Here is a 23137-nt window from a genome sequence, read left to right on the forward strand (position 1 = left end):
CGTGACAGCACTGCGCAGGGCTATCCGGTGTGGCTGAGACCGGCCGCAACGACGTCGGTTCAACGCCGGGCGGCAAAAAAACGGCTGCCCGGGTGCCGCGCAGGGGCAAGCCCCTCGACACCCGGGAGTGAAGGATACCGTGATTAAAGGAGGATTAAAGATGAAAGCGCAGCGCCCGGTTTCATCTTTCCTTTATATATAGGCAGGAAGTAATCATGTAAGCCTGTGCCGGCCTCTTCGCGGGCTTGCCCGCTCCCACAGGACTCCACCGGCTTCAAATGCTGTGGGGTACCTGTGGGAGCGGGCAAGCCCGCGAAGAGGCCGGCACAGGTGTTACATCACTCCAGGGCAGCCGCCGGCCCGAAGAACTCGTAGCGGCTCTGCTGCTCTGGCACACCCAGGCCCTTCAACTGGCGCTTCACCGCCGCCATGAAGGCCTTGGGCCCAAGGAAGTAGGCATCCACATCACGCTCCTGCGGCAACCACTCGGCCAGCAGGTCTTCACTCAGCAGGCCCACGGCATCGGCGGCGGCGCCACCTTCCGTCTCGGCATAGCAGTAGAAGCGTTTGAGCTGCGGATGACGCGCCGCCAGGCCATCGACCCAGTCACGGAAGGCATGCACCGAGCCGTTACGCGCGCAGTGAATGAAATGCACCTCACGCCGGGTTTGCAGCGCCGCCTGCAACATCGCCAGGGTCGGCGTGATGCCCACGCCCCCGCTGATCAGCACCAGCGGCTTGTCGCTGGCAGCCAGGGTGAAATCACCCGCAGGGGGGAACAGTTGCAGGGTTTCGCCCACCACCAGCTCATCGTGCAGGTAATTGGAAACCTTGCCGCCCGCCTCGCGCTTGACGCTGATGCGGTACTCCTTGCCATCGCACAGCGCCGACAGGGAATAGTTGCGGCGCTGCTCGACACCGTCGATGTCCAGCTTCAGGCCGATGTACTGGCCTGGCTCGGCCTTGAGCACCGGCTTGCCGTCTACCGGGGCAAAGTAGAACGAGACGATCTCGCTGCTTTCCTGCTCGCGACGTACCAGGCGGAATTCGCGGGTACCGCGCCAGCCGCCCTCGGCCTCTTCCTTCTCTTTATAGAGGTTTTCTTCGGCACCCATCAGGATGTCGGCCAACTGGCCATAGGCACCCGCCCAGGCGTCGATCACCGCAGGGGTGGCGATGTCCTTGCCCAGCACTTCCTCGATGGCGCGCAGCAGGCAGCTGCCGACGATCGGGTAGTGCTCCGGCAGAATCTGCAGGGCAACATGCTTGTTGATGATCTGCCCGACCAGGCCGCCCAGTTGCTCCAGCTGATCAATGTGGCGGGCATACATCAGCACGCCGTTGGCCAGGGCCCGTGGCTGGTCACCACTGGCCTGGTGGGCCTGGTTGAACAGTGGGCGGACCTCTGGATACTCGTTGAGCATCATCTTGTAGAAGTGGGTGGTCAGCGCTTCGCCGCCGCTTTCCAGCAGGGGTACAGTGGCTTTGATGATTGCACGTTGTTCGGCATTGAGCATTGCGACAACTCCTGAGCCTGTGGCTTCAAATGACTGCCCTGGCCATTTCAGCAATCGTGCCAACTTTTATAGCCAACAAAATCAGGGGCTTGACGCAGGTCATGTCAAAACGACCCACCCCGGCGTATAGTCATATCGACTCACAGGAGTCTTTATGACCACAAAGCCATTGCTCACCGCCTTGCTGCCCCTGGTCAGCGACCTGTCCCGCGACTTGCCCGACCAGGAACGCTACCGCCGCCTGTTGCAGGCCATGCGCGGCCTGCTGCCGTGCGATGCCGCCGCGCTGCTGCGCCTGGATGGTGAATGGCTGGTGCCACTGGCGGTGGACGGCCTGAGCCCCGACACCCTGGGCCGGCGCTTCCGGGTCAGTGAGCACCCACGGTTCCAGATCCTGCTCAGCCGCCCGGAACCCACCCGTTTTGCCAGCGACTCCGAACTGCCCGACCCCTACGATGGCCTGGTCAATGCCCCGGATGCCGACCTTGAAGTGCACGACTGCATGGGCTGCCCGTTGATGGTCGATGAACGCCCCTGGGGCCTGGTCACCCTCGATGCCCTCACCCCCGGGCAGTTCCAGAGCCTGGAACTGGATGCCCTGCAGGCCTTCGCCAGCCTGGCCGCTGCCACCGTTACCGTGGCCGAGCGCATCGAGCACCTGGCCCTGCGCGCCGAGGACGAACACCACCGCGCCGAGATCTACCGCCAGGCCAGTGGCCAGGATAAAGAACTGATTGGCCAGAGCCCGGCGCACAAACGCCTGGTAGAGGAAATCCGCCTGGTCGGCGGCAGCGACCTGACCGTGCTGATCACCGGCGAAACCGGTGTCGGCAAGGAACTGGTGGCCCTTGCCCTGCACCAGGCCAGCAGCCGCGCCGACAAGCCGTTGGTCAGCCTCAACTGTGCCGCCCTGCCCGACACCCTGGTAGAAAGCGAACTGTTCGGCCATGTACGCGGTGCCTTCACCGGTGCGCACGGCGAGCGCCGCGGCAAGTTCGAGCTGGCCAATGGCGGCACGCTGTTCCTCGACGAAGTAGGCGAACTGCCACTCACCGTCCAGGCCAAGCTGTTGCGTGTACTGCAAAGCGGCCAGCTGCAACGCCTGGGCTCGGACCGCGAGCACTGCGTGGACGTGCGCCTGATTGCCGCCACCAACCGTGACCTGGCAGCAGAAGTGCGCAACGGCAACTTCCGCGCCGACTTCTATCACCGCCTCAGCGTGTACCCGCTGCACGTGCCGCCCTTGCGCGAACGTGGTCGAGATGTACTGCTGTTGGCTGGCTACTTCCTCGAACAGAACCGTTCGCGCCTGGGCCTGAACAGCCTGCGACTGAGCCACGAAGCCCAGGCCGCGCTGCTGGCCTACGACTGGCCAGGCAACGTGCGCGAGCTGGAACACCTGATCGGCCGCTCAGCCCTCAAGGCACTCGGCCAACACCCCGATCGGCCCCGCATCCTCACACTCGAAGCCATCGACCTGGACCTGCGCGAGCCTTCGGCAACACCGGCCCCCCTGCCCTCCCCTACAACCCCGCTCCAGGTAGCAGCATTGCCTGAAGGCGGCCTGCGCGAAGCGGTTGACCTCTACCAGCGCCAGGTGATCGAAGCTTGCCTGCAACGCCACCAGGACAACTGGGCGGCAGCCGCGCGCGAGCTGGGCCTGGACCGCGCAAACCTGAGCCGATTGGCCCGCCGGCTGGGGCTTCGCTGAGGTTCACCTACAAAAGGATTAACCCAGAAAGCCTCTGGTTGCTTCCTGCCTGACTGCTATATCTCCCTAACCACCCAAATCTCGACTGCCTGGTCGAGGCTGCACGTAACACCCCTGCAAGGGCTCTGTTATGGCGGTTGTGGCCCGAACTGTCGGGCCGGGGGATCCGGTTACCAGCAGGGAGCATCCATGGACAACATCGTCATCGCCGACAAGCAATCCGAAGTCGCCACTCAGAGCGCCTGGGGCAATATCAATCTCAAAGCACCAGGCGTCGTGCAGATGCCGGTATCTCCCGACAAAGTAGCCACCGTTACCCAACGCGGGCAGGACCTGATCATCACCCTGAAGTCGGGTGAAAAAGTCACCGTTGGCAACTTCTTCGCGGTGGACCAGGCCGGGGTCGGCAGCGACATCGTCTTCGTCGGCGAGGACGGCACCCTGTGGCATGCGCAGTATGACGCCGCTGCGTTTACCGGTTTTACCTTCGAGGATGTGGCCTCGCTGGATGAACTAGTCGCAGGTATCGGCACCGCCGGTAGCGCCATGTCGACCTTCGCGATTGCCGGGCTCAGCCTGCTCGGTGTCGGGGGTGTGGCGGCTGCGACCAATAATGGCGGTGGTGGCAGCAGCGGTGGCTCGAACCCTGACACCACAGCGCCGGCCACGCCCATCGACCTGCTGGTCTCGCCAGATGGCCTGCGCCTGAGCGGCCGTGGCGAAGCGGGCGCCACGGTGAACATCCGCGATGCTGCCGGCAACCTGATCGGCAGCGGCACCGTCGGTGCCGACGGCAGCTTCAACGTGACGTTGAACCCACCACAGATCAACAGCGAAAACCTTGAAGTCACCCTGACCGATGGCGCCGGTAACGTCTCGGCGCCAGGCGCGGTGACGGCCCCGGATGCAACCGCACCACTGGCTCCAACCGACCTCGCCATCAACGAACAGGGCACCACCCTTACCGGGCGTGCCGAACCTGGCTCGACGGTTTCCGTACGCGGCGCTGACGGCGTAGTGCTGGGCACTGCGGTAGCGGGTGCGGATGGCCAGTTCAGCATCACCCTGCAACCGCCACAAACCGACGGCCAGGCCCTGGAAGTCAGCGCCGTGGACGCTGCCGGCAATACTTCGCCAGCTGCCAGCATCACGGCACCGGACGTCGACAACCCTGACACCACCGCCCCAGACCAGCCGACCGACCTGGCCCTGGCCAACGGTGTAGCCCTCACCGGTCGCGGCGAACCTGGCGCCACCGTGCAGGTGCGCGATGCTGCCGGCAACCTCATCGGCAGCGGCCTGGTGAACGCCGACGGTACCTTCAGCCTCACCCTCTCGCCAGCCCAGGCCAACGGCGAAGCCCTGGACATTCGCCAGGTGGACGCCGCTGGCAACAGTTCGATCCCGCTGGCATTCACAGCACCGGACATCACGCCGCCTGCCGCACCGACCGAACTGGCCGTCAGCGCGAACGGCACCGTGCTGACAGGCCGTGCCGAACCGGGCAGCACCGTGCGTATCCTGGCAGCCGATGGCACCGAACTGGGCACGGCTGTGGTCGGCCCGACCGGCGTGTTCAGCATCAACCTCGCGCCGCCGCAAGTCGACGGCGAAGTGCTGCAAGCTACGGCGACCGATGCCGCCGGCAATACCTCGGTGGCCAGTTCGGTCACTGCACCGGATATCGACGGTGGCGATATCACGCCGCCTGAAGCCCCGACCAACCTGGTAATCGGCGTGGCGGGTAGCCAGCTGAGCGGCCGTGGCGAAGCCGGCGCTACCGTGCAGGTGCGTGACGCAGCAGGTAACCTGCTGGCGACTGGCACTGTCGGTCCGGATGGCAACTTTGTGGTGTCCTTGAGCCCTGCCGTGGTCGACGGCAGTACCCTGCAAGTCACCCTGACCGATGCCGCCGGCAACGTTTCCCAGCCGGGCTCGGTTACCTCGGCCGACCTGCTGCCGCCTGCCCAACCGACTGACTTGGCCCTGGCTGACGGCGTGACCTTCACCGGTCGTGGCGAGCCGGGCGCAACCGTGCAAGTCCGTAACGCCGCCGGCACCCTCATCGGCACTGGCGTCGTCGGTGCCGATGGTTTGTTCAGCTTGACCCTGAACCCTGCCCAGGCCAATGGCGAAGCACTGGACGTACGCCTGGTGGACGCCGCCGGCAACACCTCGGCACCACTGCAATTCGATGCACCGGACATCACCCCGCCCGCTGCCGTGAGCAACATCGCGGTCGGCGCCGAGGGCGCGGTGCTGAGCGGTCGCGGCGAACCGGGGGCTACCGTCGAAGTGCGCGATGCCAACGGTACTGTGATCGGTACCGGTGTGGTTGGCGCCAACGGCACCTTCCTGATTGACCTCAGCCCAGTTGCGCTGCCGGGTGAGCACCTGAGCCTGGTGCAGACCGACCCAAGCGGCAACGCTTCCGTTGCCCTCGAATACGATGTACCGCTAACCACTGCACCGGTCAGCCCGAGCAACCTGGCCATCGATGCCGATGGCACGACCCTGACTGGTTCCGCCCCAGCGGGTACTCGCATAGAAGTGCATGACGCTAACGGCACCCTCATCGGCAGCGCCATCGCCAATGCCAACGGCACCTTCAGCATCGAACTGAACCCTGCCCAAGCCAATGGCGAACTGCTGGATGTGGTTGCCATCGATGACAGCGGCGTTTCTTCGCTGCCTGCGCAGATAAGTGCACCGGATATCACTGCGCCTGCCGCCCCGACCGAGCTGGCCGTCAGCGCGAACGGCACCGTGCTGACAGGCCGTGCCGAACCAGGCAGCACCGTGCGTATCCTGGCAGCCGATGGCACCGAACTGGGCACAGCCGTGGTCGGCCCAACCGGCGTGTTCAGCATCAATCTCAACCCACCGCAAGTCGACGGTGAAGTACTGCAAGCCACTGCGACAGATGCCGCAGGCAACACTTCCGTTGCCAGCTCGGTCACAGCGCCAGACATTGACGGCGGTGACACCACCCCACCAGAGGCGCCGACCAACCTGGTGATCGGTCTCGCGGGCAGCCAGCTGAGCGGCCGTGGCGAAGCCGGCACCACCGTGCAGGTACGTGATGCCGCAGGCAACATCCTCGCGACTGGCACCGTCGGTGCTGACGGCACCTTCACCCTCGCCCTGGCCCCTGCCGTGATCGACGGCAGTACCTTGCAAGTCACCCTGACCGACGCCGCCGGCAACGTGTCGCAACCGGGCTCGGTCACCTCCGCCGACCTGCTGCCGCCAGCCCAACCAACTGAACTTGCCCTGGCTGACGGCGTGACCTTCACCGGTCGCGGCGAACCGGGCGCAACCGTGCAAGTCCGTAATGCCGCCGGCACCCTTATCGGCACTGGCGTCGTCGGTGCCGATGGCCTGTTCAGCATCACCCTTGCGCCCGCGCAGGCCAATGGCGAAGCCCTGGATGTGCGCCTGGTAGATGCTGCCGGTAACACCTCGGCCCCACTGCAATTCGATGCACCGGACATCACCCCGCCCGCTGCCGTGAGCAATATCGCGGTCGGCGCCGAGGGCGCGGTGCTGAGCGGTCGCGGCGAACCGGGGGCTACCGTCGAAGTCCGCGACGCCAACGGCACCGTCATCGGTACCGGTGTGGTCGGCGCCAACGGCACCTTCCTGATCGAACTGAACCCCGCTGCGCAGCCGGGTGAACACCTGAGCCTGGTGCAGACCGACCCAAGCGGCAACGCTTCCGTAGCCCTTGAATATGATGTACCGCTAACCACTGCACCGGTCAGCCCGAGCAACCTGGCCATCGATGCCGATGGCACGACCCTGACTGGTTCCGCCCCAGCGGGTACTCGCGTAGAAGTGCATGACGCTAACGGCACCCTGATCGGCAGCGCCATCGCCAATGCCGACGGCACCTTCAGCATCGAGCTCAACCCAGCCCAAGCCAACGGCGAACTGCTGGATGTGGTCGCGATCGATGACAGCGGCGTTTCTTCGCTGCCTGCGCAGATAAGTGCACCGGATATCACTGCGCCTGCCGCCCCGACCGAGCTGGCCGTCAGCGCGAACGGCACCGTGCTGACAGGCCGTGCCGAACCGGGCAGCACCGTGCGTATCCTGGCAGCCGATGGCACCGAACTGGGCACGGCCGTGGTCGGCCCGACCGGCGTGTTCAGCATCAACCTCGCGCCGCCGCAAGTCGACGGCGAAGTGCTGCAAGCTACGGCGACCGATGCCGCCGGCAATACCTCGGTGGCCAGTTCGGTCACTGCACCAGATATCGACGGTGGCGATATCACGCCGCCTGAAGCCCCGACCAACCTGGTGATCGGTCTCGCGGGCAGCCAGCTGAGCGGCCGTGGCGAAGCCGGCACCACCGTGCAGGTACGTGATGCCGCAGGCAACATCCTCGCGACTGGCACCGTCGGTGTTGACGGCACCTTCACCGTCGCCCTGGCCCCTGCCGTGATCGACGGCAGTACCCTGCAAGTCACCCTGACCGATGCGGCCGGCAACGTATCGCAACCTGGCTCGGTTACCTCGGCAGACCTGCTGCCGCCTGCCCAACCGACTGACCTGGCCCTGGCTGACGGCGTGACCTTCACCGGTCGTGGCGAGCCGGGCGCAACCGTGCAAGTCCGTAATGCCGCCGGCACCCTTATCGGCACCGGCATCGTCGCTGTCGATGGCCTGTTCAGCATTACCCTTGCGCCCGCCCAGGCTAACGGTGAAGCGCTGGACGTACGTCTGGTGGACGCCGCCGGCAACACCTCGGCACCCCTGCAATTCGATGCACCGGACATCACCCCGCCCGCTGCCGTGAGCAATATCGCGGTCGGCGCCGAGGGCGCGGTGCTGAGCGGTCGTGGCGAACCGGGTGCCACCGTCGAAGTGCGCGATGCCAACGGCACCGTGATCGGTACCGGTGTGGTCGCCGCCAACGGCACCTTCCTGATCAACCTCGACCCAGCGGTGCAGCCGGGTGAGCAACTGAGCCTGGTGCAGACCGACCCAAGCGGCAACGCCTCTGTTGCCCTCGAATACGATGTGCCACTGACCACTGCACCGGTCAGCCCGAGCAACCTGGCCATCGATGCAGACGGTACAACCCTCACCGGCTCCGCCCCGGCAGGTACTCGCGTAGAGGTACACGACGCCAATGGCACCCTGATCGGCAGCGCCATCGCCAATGCCGACGGCACCTTCAGCATCGAACTGAACCCTGCCCAAGCCAATGGCGAACTGCTGGATGTGGTCGCAATCGATGACAGCGGCGTTTCCTCGCTACCTGCGCAGATCAGCGCACCGGATATCACCGCGCCTGCCGCCCCGACCGAACTGGCCGTCAGCGCGAACGGCACCGTCCTGACGGGCCGTGCCGAACCGGGCAGCACCGTGCGCATTGTTGCGGTCGACGGCACCGAACTGGGCACGGCCGTGGTCGGCCCGACCGGTGTATTCAGCATCAACCTCGCGCCGCCACAAGTCGACGGCGAAGTACTTCAGGCCACGGCGACCGATGCCGCAGGCAACACTTCCGTTGCAAGCTCGGTCACAGCGCCAGACATTGACGGCGGTGACACCACCCCACCAGAGGCGCCGACCAACCTGATAATCGGTCTCGCAGGCAGCCAACTCAGTGGCCGCGGCGAAGCCGGCGCTACCGTGCAGGCGAGAGACGCTGCTGGCAACATCCTCGCGACTGGCACCGTCGGTGCTGACGGCACTTTCACCATCACCCTGGCCCCTGCCGTGATCGACGGCAGTACCCTGCAAGTCACCCTGACCGATGCGGCCGGCAACGTTTCCCAGCCGGGCTCGGTTACCTCGGCTGACCTGCTGCCGCCTGCCCAACCGACTGACCTGGCCCTGGCTGACGGCGTGACCTTCACAGGTCGTGGCGAGCCGGGCGCAACCGTGCAAGTCCGTAATGCCGCCGGCACCCTTATCGGCACCGGCATCGTCGCTGTCGATGGCCTGTTCAGCATCACCCTTGCACCAGCCCAGGCCAATGGCGAAGCGCTGGACGTACGCCTGGTAGATGCTGCCGGCAACACCTCGGCCCCACTGCAATTCGATGCACCGGACATCACCCCGCCCTCTGCCGTGAGCAATATCGCGGTCGGCGCTGAGGGCGCGGCCCTGAGCGGCCGCGGCGAAGCCGGCGCCACCGTCGAAGTGCGTGATGCCAACGGCGCCGTGATCGGCACCGGTGTGGTCGCCGCCAACGGCACCTTCCTGATCAACCTCGACCCAGCGGTGCAGCCGGGTGAGCAACTGAGCCTGGTGCAGACCGACCCGAGCGGCAACGCCTCCGCAGCACTGCAGTACGAGGTGCCGGTAACCACCGCCCCGGCCAGCCCCAGCGACCTGGTGTTCGCCGAAGATGGCAGCAGCATCAGCGGTACTGCACCTGCAGGCACCCGCGTGGAAGTGCATGATGCCAACGGCACGCTGATTGGCAGTGTCGTGGCCGGCCCCGATGGCAGCTTCACCGTGGTCCTCGACCCGGCGCAGGCCAATGGCGAACTGCTGGACGTGGTAGCCATCGACGATGCTGGCGTATCGTCCCTGCCAGCGCAGGTCACCGCACCGGACATCACCGCACCTGCCGCCCCGGGCGAGCTGGCCGTCAACGCTGACGGCACTATCGTCACCGGTCGTGCCGAACCGGGAAGCACCGTGCGTGTGCTGGCCGCCGATGGCGTCACCGTGCTGGGCAGCGTCGTGGTTGGCGCCACCGGCAGCTTCAGCATCACCCTCAACCCCGCACAGGTCGACGGCGAAGTGCTGCAAGTCACCGCCACCGATGCCACCGGCAACACCTCGACCGCGGGCTCGGTCACCGCACCCGATATCGACGGTGGCGATACCACACCACCCGACGCACCGACCAACCTGGTGTTTGGCCTGGCGGGCGGCCAGTTGAGCGGGCGTGGCGAGGCCGGCGCCACCGTGCAGGTACGCGATGCCGCAGGCACTGTCCTGGCAACCGGTACCGTCGGCCCGGATGGCACCTTCGCTGTAACCTTGTCCCCTGCCGTGAATGACGGCAGCACGTTGCAAGTCACCCTCACCGATGCCGCTGGCAACATCTCGCAACCAGGCTCGGCCACCTCGCCAGACCTGCAAGCCCCGACGCAGCCGACCGAACTGGCCCTGGCCGATGGCGTCACCTTCACCGGCCGCGGCGAACCCGGCGCCACGGTGCAGGTGCGCAATAGCGCCGGCAACGTGATTGGCACCGGCCTGGTCAACTCAGACGGCACCTTCAGCGTCACCCTGTCCCCGGCGCAGGCCAATGGCGAGGCGCTGGACGTGCGCTTGGTGGATGCCGCCGGCAACAGCTCTGCGCCGCTGCAGTTCGCTGCACCGGACATCACCCCGCCTGCGGCGGTCAGCAATATCGTGGTCGGTGCCGGTGGCCTGGTGCTCAGCGGCCGCGGCGAAGCCGGTGCCACGGTTGAAGTGCGTGATGCCATCGGTACCGTCATCGGCACCGCCACGATCGGCGCCAACGGCACCTTCGTGGTCAATCTCGACCCGGCAGCCCAACCGGGCGCCGCACTGAGCCTGATTCAAACCGACCCGAGCGGCAACGCGTCCGCAGCCTTGCAGTATGAAGTACCGCTGACCACTGCCCCTGCCAGCCCCAGCGACCTGGTAGTCGCCGCGAATGGCACCAGCATCACAGGTGCTGCCCCGGCCGGTAGCCGCGTGGAAGTACGCGATGCCAACGGCAACCTGGTCGGCAGCGTGGTGGTGGGCGCCGAAGGCACCTTCACCGTCATCCTCAACCCGGCCCAGGCCAACGGCGAGCTGCTGGACGTGGTCGCCATCGACGGCACGGGTGCTTCGTCCCTGCCGGTGCAGGTTTTTGCACCGGACATCACCGCCCCGGCCGCACCGAGCGAACTCGCAATCAATGCCAACGGCACCGTCGTCACCGGCCGTGCCGAAGCGGGCAGCACCGTGCGTGTGCTGGCCGCCGATGGCACTACCGTGCTGGGTACGGCGGTAGTGGGCGCTACCGGCAGCTTCAGCATCACCCTCAACCCGGCACAGGTGGACGGTGAGGTGCTGCAAGTTACCGCGACCGACGCCGCCGGCAATGCCTCCAGCGCCGGTAGCGTCACTGCCCCAGACATCGACGGTGGCGATACCACCCCACCCCTGGCGCCAACCAACCTGGTCGTCGGCCTGGCCGGTGGCCAACTGAGCGGCCGTGGCGAAGCGGGCGCCAGCGTGCAGGTGCGCGATGCCCAGGGCAACGTGCTGGCCAACGGCACGGTCAACCCGGACGGCACCTTCCAGGTCACCCTGGCCCCGCCGGTCCACGATGGCAGTACCCTGCAAGTGGTGCTGACCGATGCCGCCGGCAATGCCTCCACCCCTGGCACAGTGGCCACCCCAGACCTGCAAGCCCCGGCCCAGCCCACCGGTCTGGAACTGGCCGGCGGCGTTACCTTGACCGGTAGCGGTGAGCCTGGCGCTACCGTTCAGGTGCGCGACGTCTCGGGCAACGTGATCGGCACTGGCGTGGTCAACCCGAACGGCAGCTTCAGCGTTACCCTCTCCCCTGCCCAGGCCAATGGCGAGGTCCTCGACATCCGCCTGGTAGACGCCGCCGGTAATGTCTCGACCCCATTGCCGTTCGATGCACCGGATATCACCCCCCCTGCCGCAGTCGGCAACATCGTGGTCGGCACAGGCGGCCTGACCCTGAGCGGTCGCGGCGAAGCCGGGGCCACCGTCGAAGTACGCGACGTCAATGGCACCGTGATCGGCACGGGCACGGTGACCGCCAACGGCACCTTCCTGCTCGACCTGGCCCCGGCCGCGCTGCCGGGCGAGCGCCTGAGCCTGGTGCAGACGGACGCCAGCGGCAATGCGTCCACGGCCTTGACCTTCGACGTACCGCTGGTGCCCACACCGGCCAGCCCGAGTGACCTGGTAATCGCTGCGGATGGCACCAGCATCAGCGGTTCCGCGCCGGTCGGCAGCCGCGTGGAAGTGCATGATGCCAACGGCGCCGTGGTCGGCAGCATCGTGGTGGGTGCCGAGGGCACCTTCACTGTCGTGCTCAACCCGGCACAGGCCAACGGCCAGCTGCTGGACGTGGTCGCCATCGACAACAACGGGGCTTCGTCACTGCCGATACAAGTGTCCGCGCCGGACATCACCGCCCCTACCGCACCAAGCGAACTCGCCGTCAGCGCCAATGGCAGCGTGGTGACCGGGCGTGCCGAAGCCGGCAGCACCGTGCGTGTGCTGGCAGCCGACGGGACTACCGTGCTGGGCAGTGTGGTGGTGGGGGCCAACGGTGCATTCAGCATCGGCCTCACCCCGCCACAAGTGGCCGGCGAGCAGTTGCGGGTGACCGCCACCGATACCGCAGGCAACGCCTCCACGGCCGGTACCGTCACCGCGCCGATCATTGATAACGGCGGCGACACCACCCCGCCAGCGCCAGCTACCCAACTGGTCATCAGCGCCGATGGCCGCACGGTCTCCGGCCGTGGTGAAGTGGGCGCCACCGTGAAAGTGCTCAACGATCAGGGCCAGGTGCTGGTGAGCGGTACCGTACAACCGGATGGCAGCTTCAACGTGCAACTACCAACCCCGGTGGTGGATGGATCATCCCTGCAAGTGACCCTGACCGATGCCGCCGGCAACGTGTCCACACCTAGCCCACTGGCGGCCCCGGACCTGGTGCCACCGGTGCAACCGACCGCCCTGGTGCTGACCGATGGCGTGAGCCTGACCGGCACTGCCGAAGGGGGCGCCCGGGTAGAGGTAAGGGATGCCTCGGGCAACCTGATCGGTACCGCCATTGCCCAACCTGATGGCAGCTTCAGCCTGACCCTCGACCCGCCACAGGCCAATGGCGAAACCGTGTCCATCACCGTGATCGATGAGGCAGGCAACATCTCGGCACCGCTGAGCTACGTGACCCCGGACATCACCCCCCCGACACTCGTCACCGACGTGGTGGCAGCCGATGGCAGCCTGGCCGTGTCTGGCCGGGGCGAACCCGGCGCCACCGTGGAAGTACGCGACGCACTGGGCGCGGTCATCGGTACCGGCACCGTGGCAGCGAATGGCACCTTCGTGGTCGACCTTGAAGCACCGCTGGTGGCGGGCGAAACCCTCGTGGTGGTACAGACCGATGCTGCTGGCAACACCTCGGTGGGGCTCAGCGTGACGGTTGCCGATACACCGCTGCCCGAGAGCCCGAGCGGCATTGTAGTGGCCCCTGACGGCTCTACCCTCGCCGGTACCGCCCCGGCAGGTACGCAGGTAGAAGTGCGCGACGCACAGGGCAATGTGCTGGGCAGCACCCAGGCTGGCCCGGACGGCAGCTTCCTCATCACACTCACCCCGGCACAGGCCAACGGCGAAACCCTGGATGTGGTGGCTGTCGATGGCGCTGGCAACAGCTCGCTGCCTACCCAGATCCTCGCCCCCGATATCACCCCGCCCAATGAAGCCACCCAGCTGCAAGTAAGCGCCGATGGCAGCCTGCTGACCGGCCGCGGAGAGCCGGGCACCACCGTGCAGGTCATCAGCGCCGACGGTACCGTGCTGGGCAACGCCCAGGTGGGTGCTGACGGTGTGATCAGCGTGGTCCTGATCCCGCCGCAGACCGACGGCCAGGAACTGGACGTGGTACTTCGCGACGCAGCCGGCAACACCTCGACCGCCACCCTCATGGCGCCCGACATCGATGGCCCGCTGCAACCTTCGGGCATGGCCATCGATACGGCAGGTATTCACCTGACCGGCGTGGGCCAAAGTGGCTCCATCGTCACCGTGCGCGACGCCAACGGCACCGTGCTGGGCACCGCCACAGTCGGTGGGGACGGCCGCTTCGACGTCACCCTCAACGCGCCACAGCGAAATGGTGAAAGCCTGACCGTCGAGGCCACCGACAACCAGGGCAACAGCGCCGGGCCGGTGAGCTTCACCGCACCCGACTCCACGCCGCCGCAGGTAGTCACCACCCCGGCCATCGATGGCACCGGCACCACGGTCACCGGCAACGGCGAACCCGGTGCCACCGTCACCGTGCGCGGGCCGGACGGCAGCGTGCTGGGCAGTGCCCTGGTCGGCGCAAACGGTGGTTTCGAAATCACCCTCACCCCACCGCAGACCAACGGCCAGGCATTGACCGTGGAGCAGCGTGACCCGACCGGCAACCTGTCGGCGGCAGTCGACCTGCCGGCACCGGACACCGAGTTGCCGGCTACCCCGACCGGCCTGACCCTGTCCGGCGATGGCCGGACCATTACCGGCAGCGGCGAGCCAGGTGCACAGGTAAGTGTCACCAACGCCCAAGGCACCGTGCTGGGCACCGCCACCGTTCAGCCCAATGGCAGCTTCCAGGTGAGCATTGACCCGCCACAGCTCAATGGCCAGACCCTGTCCGTCAGCCAGGCGGACAACGCCGGTAACGACTCACCCGCCGGCACCGTCACCGCACCCGACCTCGAGGCACCGTTGCCGGCGCAAGGCCTGGGCCTTGACCCTACCGGCACGCTGCTCAGCGGCCAGGGCGAGCCTGGTAGCACCGTCGAGGTTCGCAACGCTGCAGGTGACCTGCTGGGCACCATCCCGGTGGGTGCAGGCGGTACGTTCGAAGTGACACTGAACCCCGCCCAGACCAACGGCGAAGTGCTGTCGGTGGTGCTGATCGATGGCGGCGGCAATGCCTCGCCATCGGCCACCTTCACCGCCGACGACAACACGGCACCGACCGCTCCGGCCGGCCTCACCATCACCGCGGGCGGCAACGCCATCCAGGGCACGGGTGAAGCAGGCAGCACCGTCGAGGTCCGCAATGCCGCCGGCGATCTGCTGGGCAGCGTGGTGGTACCGGCAGGCGGCAGCTTCACCGTGCCGCTGGCACCCGCACAGCTGGATGGCCAGACCCTGCAGGTAACCCTGACCGATGCCGCGGGCAACGTTTCCGACAACACACCGATCAATGCACCGGACATCACCCCACCGGCCCTGCCGACCGGGGTTGAGGTCAGCGAGGATGGCACTACCGTCAGCGGCAACGCGCCGGGTGCAGAAACCGTGACCGTGCGTGACGGCGCTGGCGTGGAAACCACGGTTCCGGTGAATGCCGACGGCAGCTTCAGCGTGACGTTGCCGACCCCCCAGAACAACGGCGAAACCGTGACCGTGATCGTCACCGACCCGGCTGGCAACAGCTCGGCGCCGGTTACCGTCACCGCACCCGACACCACCGACCCGGAACCCGCCACCGGCGTGACCGTGAGCCCGGATGGCAGCACCATTGGCGGTACTGCTGAGCCGGGTAGCACCGTGGTCATCCGCGACCCGGTCACCGGCGACGACCTCGGCACGACAACTGCGGGCCCGGATGGCACCTTCGTGATACCGGTCAACCCGCCGTTGACCTCGGGCGATCAAGTCAGCGTGGTGGTCATCGACCCTGCCGGCAATGAGTCCGATGGCGTTACCCTGAGCGGCCCGACCGGCACCGAGGCGGCAACGCCTGCAGGCTTGGCCATCAGTGCCGATGGCTTCGTGCTGACGGGTACCGGCACGGTCGGCTCGCTGATTACCGTGACGTCCGGCGGCACCACCCTGGGCACCGCGACGGTGGGCAGCGATGGCTCCTTCCGGGTGTTCTTCGGCAACGCCCAACTCAATGCGCAAACCTTGCAGGTCAGCGCACGTATCGGCGCCGATGGCCAGCCATCGGTTCCGGCTACCGTCATCGCCAACGACACCACCGCGCCAAACGCACCTACCGCAAACATCGACCGCACCGGCAGCACGCTGACCGGCCAGGGCGAAGTGGGCGCCACCGTTCGGGTCACCGACGCCCAGGGCACCCTGCTCGGCAGCGCCGTGGTTGGCAGCAATGGCTTGTACAGCGTCAACCTCGCTCCGGCTGCGGCCAACGGCCAGAACCTGATCGTCACCCAGGCCGACGCCGCCGGTAACGTATCGTTGGCAGCCAGCGTGCAGGCACCCGACCTGCAGGCACCGCTGGCGGCCAGCAACCTCAGCCTGAACAACGCGGCTACCGTGCTCAGCGGCCAGGGCGAAGCGGGCGCTACCGTGACCATTCGCGATGCCAGTGGCGCCATCCTGGCCACCGGTACCGTCAACCAGAACGGCCAGTTCCAGGTCACCCTGCCCAACGCCCAAACCACCGGCAGCCCGCTGCAGGTCACCCTCAGCGATGCGGCCGGCAACGTCTCCGGCCCGGCCAGCCTGGCCACGCCAGACCGCACGCCACCCGCTGCCATCACCAACCCGGCCTTGAGCCAGGACGGCCGGCAGCTGTCCGGCAGCGGTGAAGTGGGCGCTACCGTGCAGGTACGCAACGCCGCCGGCAGCGTGCTGGGCACCGCCACGGTGGGCGCCGACGGCCGCTTCACGGTGACCTTCGACACCCCGCAAGCCAACGGCCAGGCCATCGGCGTCACGCAAGTGGATGCCGCCGGCAATACGTCGCCAGCAGTCAACGTGACGACCCCGGACCTGACCCCACCCGCGCCGCTGACCAACGTCGCGTTGAACAACAACGGCCTGACCCTGACCGGCCTGGGCGAAGCCGGCGCCACGGTCACCGTACGCGGCCCGGATGGCACCATCATCGGCACCGGCCTGGTGGCCGCCAACGGCAGCTTCACCTTGACCCTGGACAGCGCTCAGCTAAACGCCCAGCACCTGAGCGTGACGCAGACCGACGCGGGCAACAACACCTCCACCGCCGTGGCGGTCACCGCGCCGGACTTCACCCCACCTGCGGCACCGACAGCCCTGGCGCTGTCCGGTACGGGTCTGCAACTGACCGGTAACGCCGAAGCCGGCAGTACCGTGACCGTGCGCGATGCCAGTGGCAATGTGCTGGGCACGGCGGTCGCCGGCAGCAACGGCACCTTCCAGGTCACCCTGAACAGTGCCCAGACCAATGGCCAGAGCCTGCAGGTAACCGCCACCGACGCGGCCGGTAACGTGTCGCCGACTGCGCCTTACACCGCAGCCGACACCACACCGCCGGCGGCCGTGACCAACCTGGCGGTCTCCGCCAGTGGGGCCACCCTGACAGGCAGTGGCGAAGCAGGGGCAACGGTCACCGTGCGGGCACCCGACAATACCGTGCTGGGCACTGCCACGGTCGGCGCCGACGGTCACTTCAGCGTGACCCTGTCGCCGGCCGCGATCACCGGTGAAAGCCTCAGCGTGGTCCAGGCTGATGCCGCACAGAACGTCTCCCCTGCGCAAAACGTCACGGCGCCGGGCCTTCTGGCACCGGCAACGCCAGACAACCTGGTGCTGGCCGCTGACGGCCTGTCTGTGACCGGTACCGCAGCGGTGGGCAGCACGGTCAAGGTGTATGGCCCCAACGGCGTATTGCTGGGCAGCAGCCCGGTAGCCAACGACGGTACCTTCACCGTCAACCTGGGCAGTGCCCAGGCCAACGGTGAAGTGCTACAGGTCAGCGCCACCGGCAGCGACGGCGCAGTCTCGCTGCCGGCCACCCTGCTGGCACCGGACACCACCGCGCCGCAAGCGCTGACCAACCTGGTGCTGTCCAACGACGGCCTGGTACTCAGTGGCCGCGGTGAACCGGGCGCTACCGTCACCGTGATTGGCGAAGGCGGTATCGACCTGGGCACCGCCGTGGTCGATGCCAGCGGCAACTTCAGCGTCACCTTGGGCGCCGCACAGATCAACGGCGAACAACTCAGCGCCAGCCAGTCCGACGTAGCCGGCAACGAGTCCAACAGCGTCAGCCTGACCGCCCCTGACCGGGTGGCGCCGGATGCCGCCGCCAACCTGGCCTTCGCCGGCGGTGGCAGCCTGCTCAACGGTACCGGCGAGGCGGGTGCAACTGTCCGCGTACTCGCCGCCGATGGCACTGTGCTGGGCAGCGCAACGGTGCGCGCCGACGGCACCTTCCAGGTCAGCTTCGCATCGCCTCAGGCCAACGGCCAGCAGGTGCACGTGGTGCTGACCGATGCGGCGGGCAACCAGTCCGCCGCCAGCGCCATCACCGCAGCGGATACCACACTCCCTGCAGCACCCACCGAACTGGCCATTTCCAGTGATGGCGTCACCATCACCGGGCGCGGCGAAGTCGGCGCGCTGGTGACCGTTACCAACCCGGCCGGCCAGGCAATCGGCAGCACCATCGTCGATGCCAGCGGCCACTTCACCCTCACGCTGAGCCCGGCATTGGGCAATGCCGAACTGCTCAGCGTCACCCAGGCCGATGGGGCGGGTAACGTGTCGCCAGTGGCAACGCTGCAGACGCCGGACTTCACGCCGCCGGCCCCGCTCACCGCCGTGGTGATCAACGCCGACGGCAGTGTGGTCAGCGGCCTGGGCGAAGCCGGTGCAACGGTCATCGTGAGCAATACCGCCGGTACCGTGCTGGGCACCGGCACAGTGCTGGCAGATGGCAGCTTCCGTGTCGAACTGTCGCCAGCACAGATCAACCACGAAACACTGTCGGTACTCCAGGCCGACCCACCCGGCAACATCAGCCTGCCGGTCACCGTGCTGGCCCCGGACCATACGCCGCCTGCGGCCGCTACCGAGTTGCGGCTCAATGTGGCAGGCGACACACTGAGCGGTGTCGGCGAAGCCGGTGCGACGGTGCGCGTATACCTCGGTACCACGCAAATCGGCACCGACGTGTTGGTGGCCGCCGATGGCACCTTCACGGTCGGCCTGAACGCACCGCAATTGAATGGCCAGGTGCTGCAGGTAACGCTGACTGACGGTAGCGGCAACGTGTCCACGGTCAGCACGCTCACGGCACCGGACATCACCCCACCGGCCACCGTGATTGCCATCATCAATGACAGCGGTACGCAGGTGATCGGTACCGCCGAAGCTGGCACCCGGGTCACCGTTATCAACAATAACGGCGACCTGCTGGGCCAGGTGACGGTCGACCCGGACGGCACCTTTGTCCTCAACCTGAACAACCCGCAGATCAACGGCGAGGTCCTTACCGTCATTGCCCAGGACACCACCGGCAACCCGTCGGCGCCCCTGCAGATGACCGCGCCAGACCTCACGCCGCCGGTGCAACCGAGCAACCTGTTGCTCAACCCGGCAGGCACGTCCATGACCGGTACGGCCGAAGCCGGCACCATCATCACGGTGCGCGGCCCGAACAACAACATCGTGGGCTCGGTGGAGGTAGGTGAGAACGGCCAGTTCACGGTGCCTATCAGCCCGGCGCAAAACAACGGCCAACTGCTGACGGTGGTGTCCACGGACGATGCCGGCAACGTTTCGGTGACGGTCCCCTACCAGACCAACGACACCTCGCCACCCGACCTGGTAACCAACCTGGCGATCAACAACACCTTCAACGTGCTGACTGGCAAGGGCGAAGCCAATGCCTCGGTCACCGTCAGCCTCGCTGGGAACGTGATCGGAACCGGCGTTGTGGATGCCGCTGGCAACTTCCAGATAACCCTGGTGCCGGCCGCGGGCTCGCTCGCAACCTTGGCGATCACACAGTCCGACGGCATCAATACCTCTGCAGTCGCGACCTACGTCACCCCACTGATCGCACCGCCAGTGCCGCCGACCAACGTGACCTTGGGCAGCGACGGCCTCACCCTGACAGGCAATGCGCCAAGCGGCGTGGGCATTCGCGTGTACGATGCCGCAGGCAACCTGATCGGTACGGGCGGCGCGACCCTGAACGGCACCTTCACGCTCACGCTGAACGCAGCCCAGCTCAACGGCCAGCACATTTCGGTGACAGCCGTGGCACTGATCGGCGGCGAATCGCAGCCGACCTTCCTGCAGGCGGCTGACATCACGCCACCCACCAACCCGCTGGTGACCAGCCTGTCTGTCAATGGCCTGGTGCTGACGGGTACGGGTGAAGCCGGCGCCACGGTGACCGTGCGCGACGCCAGCAACAACGTGCTCGGCACGGCGGTGGTGAATGGCGGCGGTGTGTTCACCGTCAACCTGAACGCCGCGCAGCTCAATGGCCAGGTGCTGGGCGTGAGCCAGGCGGACACCGCGGGCAACGTGTCGGGCAGCACCAGCTTCACAGCCAATGATGTGCAGCCGCCAGCGGTGCCGACCAACGTGACCATCAATGGCACGGGCACGGTCCTTACCGGTAACGGCGAGGTTGGCGCAACCGTCACCGTGCAAGGCCCGAGCGGCCAGGTCGGTACCGGCGTGGTGCAAGCCAACGGCACCTTCACCATCACCCTGACCTCGCCTCAGAACGACGGGCAACTGCTGGTGGTGCGCCAGGCCGATGCTGCGGGCAACCTGTCCGGTAGCACCAGCGTGACCGCACCGGACACCACACCGCCTGCCGCCCCGCTGGCCACCATCAACGCCAACGGTACCGCAGTCAGCGGCTCTGGCCAGATCGGCAGCACGGTTACCGTGCGCAACAGTGCCGGGACGGTGCTGGGTACCGCGACGGTGGGCAGCAACGGCCTGTTCGTGGTCAGCCTGACCGCCGCGCAGATCGACAACCAGGCGCTTAGCGTCACCCTCACCGACAGCGCCGGCAACGTGTCCACCGGCACCGCGCTGACCGCACCGGACCTGACCCCGCCTGCGGCTGCCGGCAACCTGCTGTTCAGTGCCGACGGCGGTACCCTCACCGGTACCGGCGAAGTGGGTGCCACCGTGACCGTGCGCAGCGCCAGCGGTACCGTGCTGCAAACCGCCACGGTGCAGCCGAACGGCGTCTTCACCGTGACCCTGAACCCGCCTCAGGACAACGGCCAGATCCTCTCGGTTACTGTCAGCGACCCGCGCGGCAACGTGTCGGGCAACGTCAACGTCACCGCGCCGGATGTGGACGCCAACGCACCGGTCATCGCCAGCGACAACCTGGCGACGGCAACGGTCAACCTGGTACCGGTAAGCGCCAGCAAGACCTACACCGACAGTTTCACTACGGTGCTGTCAGGCTTCACCAAGACGTTCACCTGGACGGTAGCCGCCGGCACTACGGCCGACCCGACCCTGACACTGACCACCAACAGCGTGCTGGCACTGCTCAACAACGCCAGCTTCACCCTGCAGGTGAAAGACGCCACCGGCGCCTGGGTGACCCTCGCCACCGGCAACACCCAGGGGCTGCTCGACCTGATCGTGCTGCCAATCGGCCTGCAGGTGGACATCGGGGTGCTGCAAGCCGGTGACTACCGCCTGACCGTCGGCAGTGGCGGCATTGGCCTGGTCACCAACGTGAGCACCACGCTGGATATCACCTCCACCAGCCTGACCCAGTTCACCGGTACCGGCACCCCCACCTCGGGCAACGTCATCACCGACGTGGGCACCGATGGCACCGTGGACGCCCGTGGCCCGGACAGCGGCGCCGTGCTGCAAGTGCTGAAAAACGGCAGCTACGTTGCCGCGGGTACGGCCACCACGGTGCAGGGCCTGTACGGCACCCTGGTGATCCATGGTGACGGCAGCTACACCTACACGCCGAACGGCAGCCCAGGCAGTGTCGGCAAGGTGGATGTGTTCAGCTACCAGCTGGTGCACCCGAACGGCCTGTCCGATGCGGCCAACCTGTATGTACGCATCGACAGCCCGCAAGCCACGGAGATCTGGAGCGACAGCAACTACGCCGCACCAGCCACGGTGGTGGATGCGGTCAACGACGTGGGCAGCAGCCACATCACCCTGGTCAACCCGGAAACCACCTCGTCCACCACGTTCACGCCCCTCAGCCTGCCGGTAATCGGTTCGCGCTCGGCCACGTACACCACCACGGTCGCTGCCAACACCGTGACCGACCTGCAGGTAGTGGTTAACTCCACCAACCTCCTGAGCCTGCTAAACGGCACCACCATCGAGCTGCTCAAGCTCAACCCGGCGACCGGCCTGTACGTGTCGGTGCAGGTGGTGAACGGGGGCTCACTGGTCAGCTTGCTGGGCGGAGGTGCCGGCTATACCTTCCAGGACCAGGGGCCTGGCACCTACCACGTGAAAGTCTCGGCAGGCGGCATCGGGCTGCTCAGCTCGATCACCACCACGGTCAATGCCACGGCCACGCACCTGGACCAGTTCGTGGTGGGCAGCGCGACCGCGGCTACCGGCAACCTGCTGAGCGACGACAACGTAGGTTCGGCACTGACCGTGCTGAGCGTGCTGACAGCGGCCAACACCTACACCATCCCGGGCTACAACGGGGTGAGCGTGGCCGGCACCTATGGCACCTTGCTGGTGCATGCCGACGGCAGCTACACCTACACCCTCAACACAGGGCTCACCTCGGCAGTGGTCGGCCAGCACGACACCTTCACCTACGAGCTGACCCACCCGAACGGCACCACCGACACCGCCACGCTCACCATCAACCTGGACAATGCTGCCGGCCTCACCACCTTCACTTCGCTGCAGGCCGATACCGGTGACGAGGCCGTAGCGCTGGCCAGCCTGGCAGCCGCCACCGATGTGATCGCGGGCACCGACGGCAACGACCACCTCGATGGCAGCCAGGGTGGCCACATCACCCTGCAGGGTGGTGCGGGCAACGACACCCTGGTGGTGGTTGACCAGAACTTCGCCAGTGTCGAGGGCGGCACAGGTACCGACACCCTGCTGTGGGGCGGCGGCGATGCCAGCATCGACTTGGGCAACCTGGCCGGGCGCGTGCATGACATCGAAGTCATCGACCTCAACGACACCAGTTCGGTGGCGCTGACGCTCAACCTGGCGGACGTGGTGGCAATCACCGAAACCGGCACCGACACGCTGATCATCAAGGGGGACGACAAAGACTCGGTTCACATGACGGACAACTGGACGCTGGTCGGGAACCAAACTGCCGACGGTATCGACTATAACCAATACACGGCCCAGGAGGATCCAAGCCATCACCTGTGGGTACAGAACGGTATCCATGTGGTCTGAGGCCGCTGCA

3 protein-coding genes are annotated in these 23137 nt (G+C 66.7%); 2 read left to right on the forward strand and 1 reads right to left on the reverse strand.

All coding sequences use genetic code 11. The features are described 5' to 3' along the window. Nucleotides 1-338: 338 nt before the first annotated feature. Nucleotides 339-1517 carry an NO-inducible flavohemoprotein gene (gene hmpA / locus ABOC32_RS27835; protein ID WP_426809628.1) on the reverse strand — a complete coding sequence of 393 codons (1179 nt, stop codon included), beginning with the start codon at nt 1515-1517 and terminating at the stop codon, nt 339-341. Between the two features lie 154 nt (nt 1518-1671). On the opposite strand from hmpA, the gene norR reads away from it, so the two are divergent. Both norR and ABOC32_RS27845 read left to right on the forward strand, forming a co-directional pair. Continuing rightward, nucleotides 1672-3228: a nitric oxide reductase transcriptional regulator NorR gene (gene norR, locus ABOC32_RS27840; protein WP_426809629.1), complete on the forward strand. Its 1557-nt coding sequence runs from the start codon at nt 1672-1674 to the stop codon at nt 3226-3228. A gap of 189 nt (nt 3229-3417) precedes the next feature. After that, the gene (locus tag ABOC32_RS27845; protein WP_426809630.1) at nt 3418-23127 is read left to right on the forward strand and encodes a BapA/Bap/LapF family large adhesin; all 19710 of its coding nucleotides are present in this window, start codon (nt 3418-3420) and stop codon (nt 23125-23127) included. Nucleotides 23128-23137: the final 10 nt, after the last annotated feature.

Origin of the sequence: Pseudomonas sp. WOUb67, from assembly GCF_050058005.1 — a bacterium.
Lineage (GTDB): Bacteria > Pseudomonadota > Gammaproteobacteria > Pseudomonadales > Pseudomonadaceae > Aquipseudomonas > Aquipseudomonas putida_R.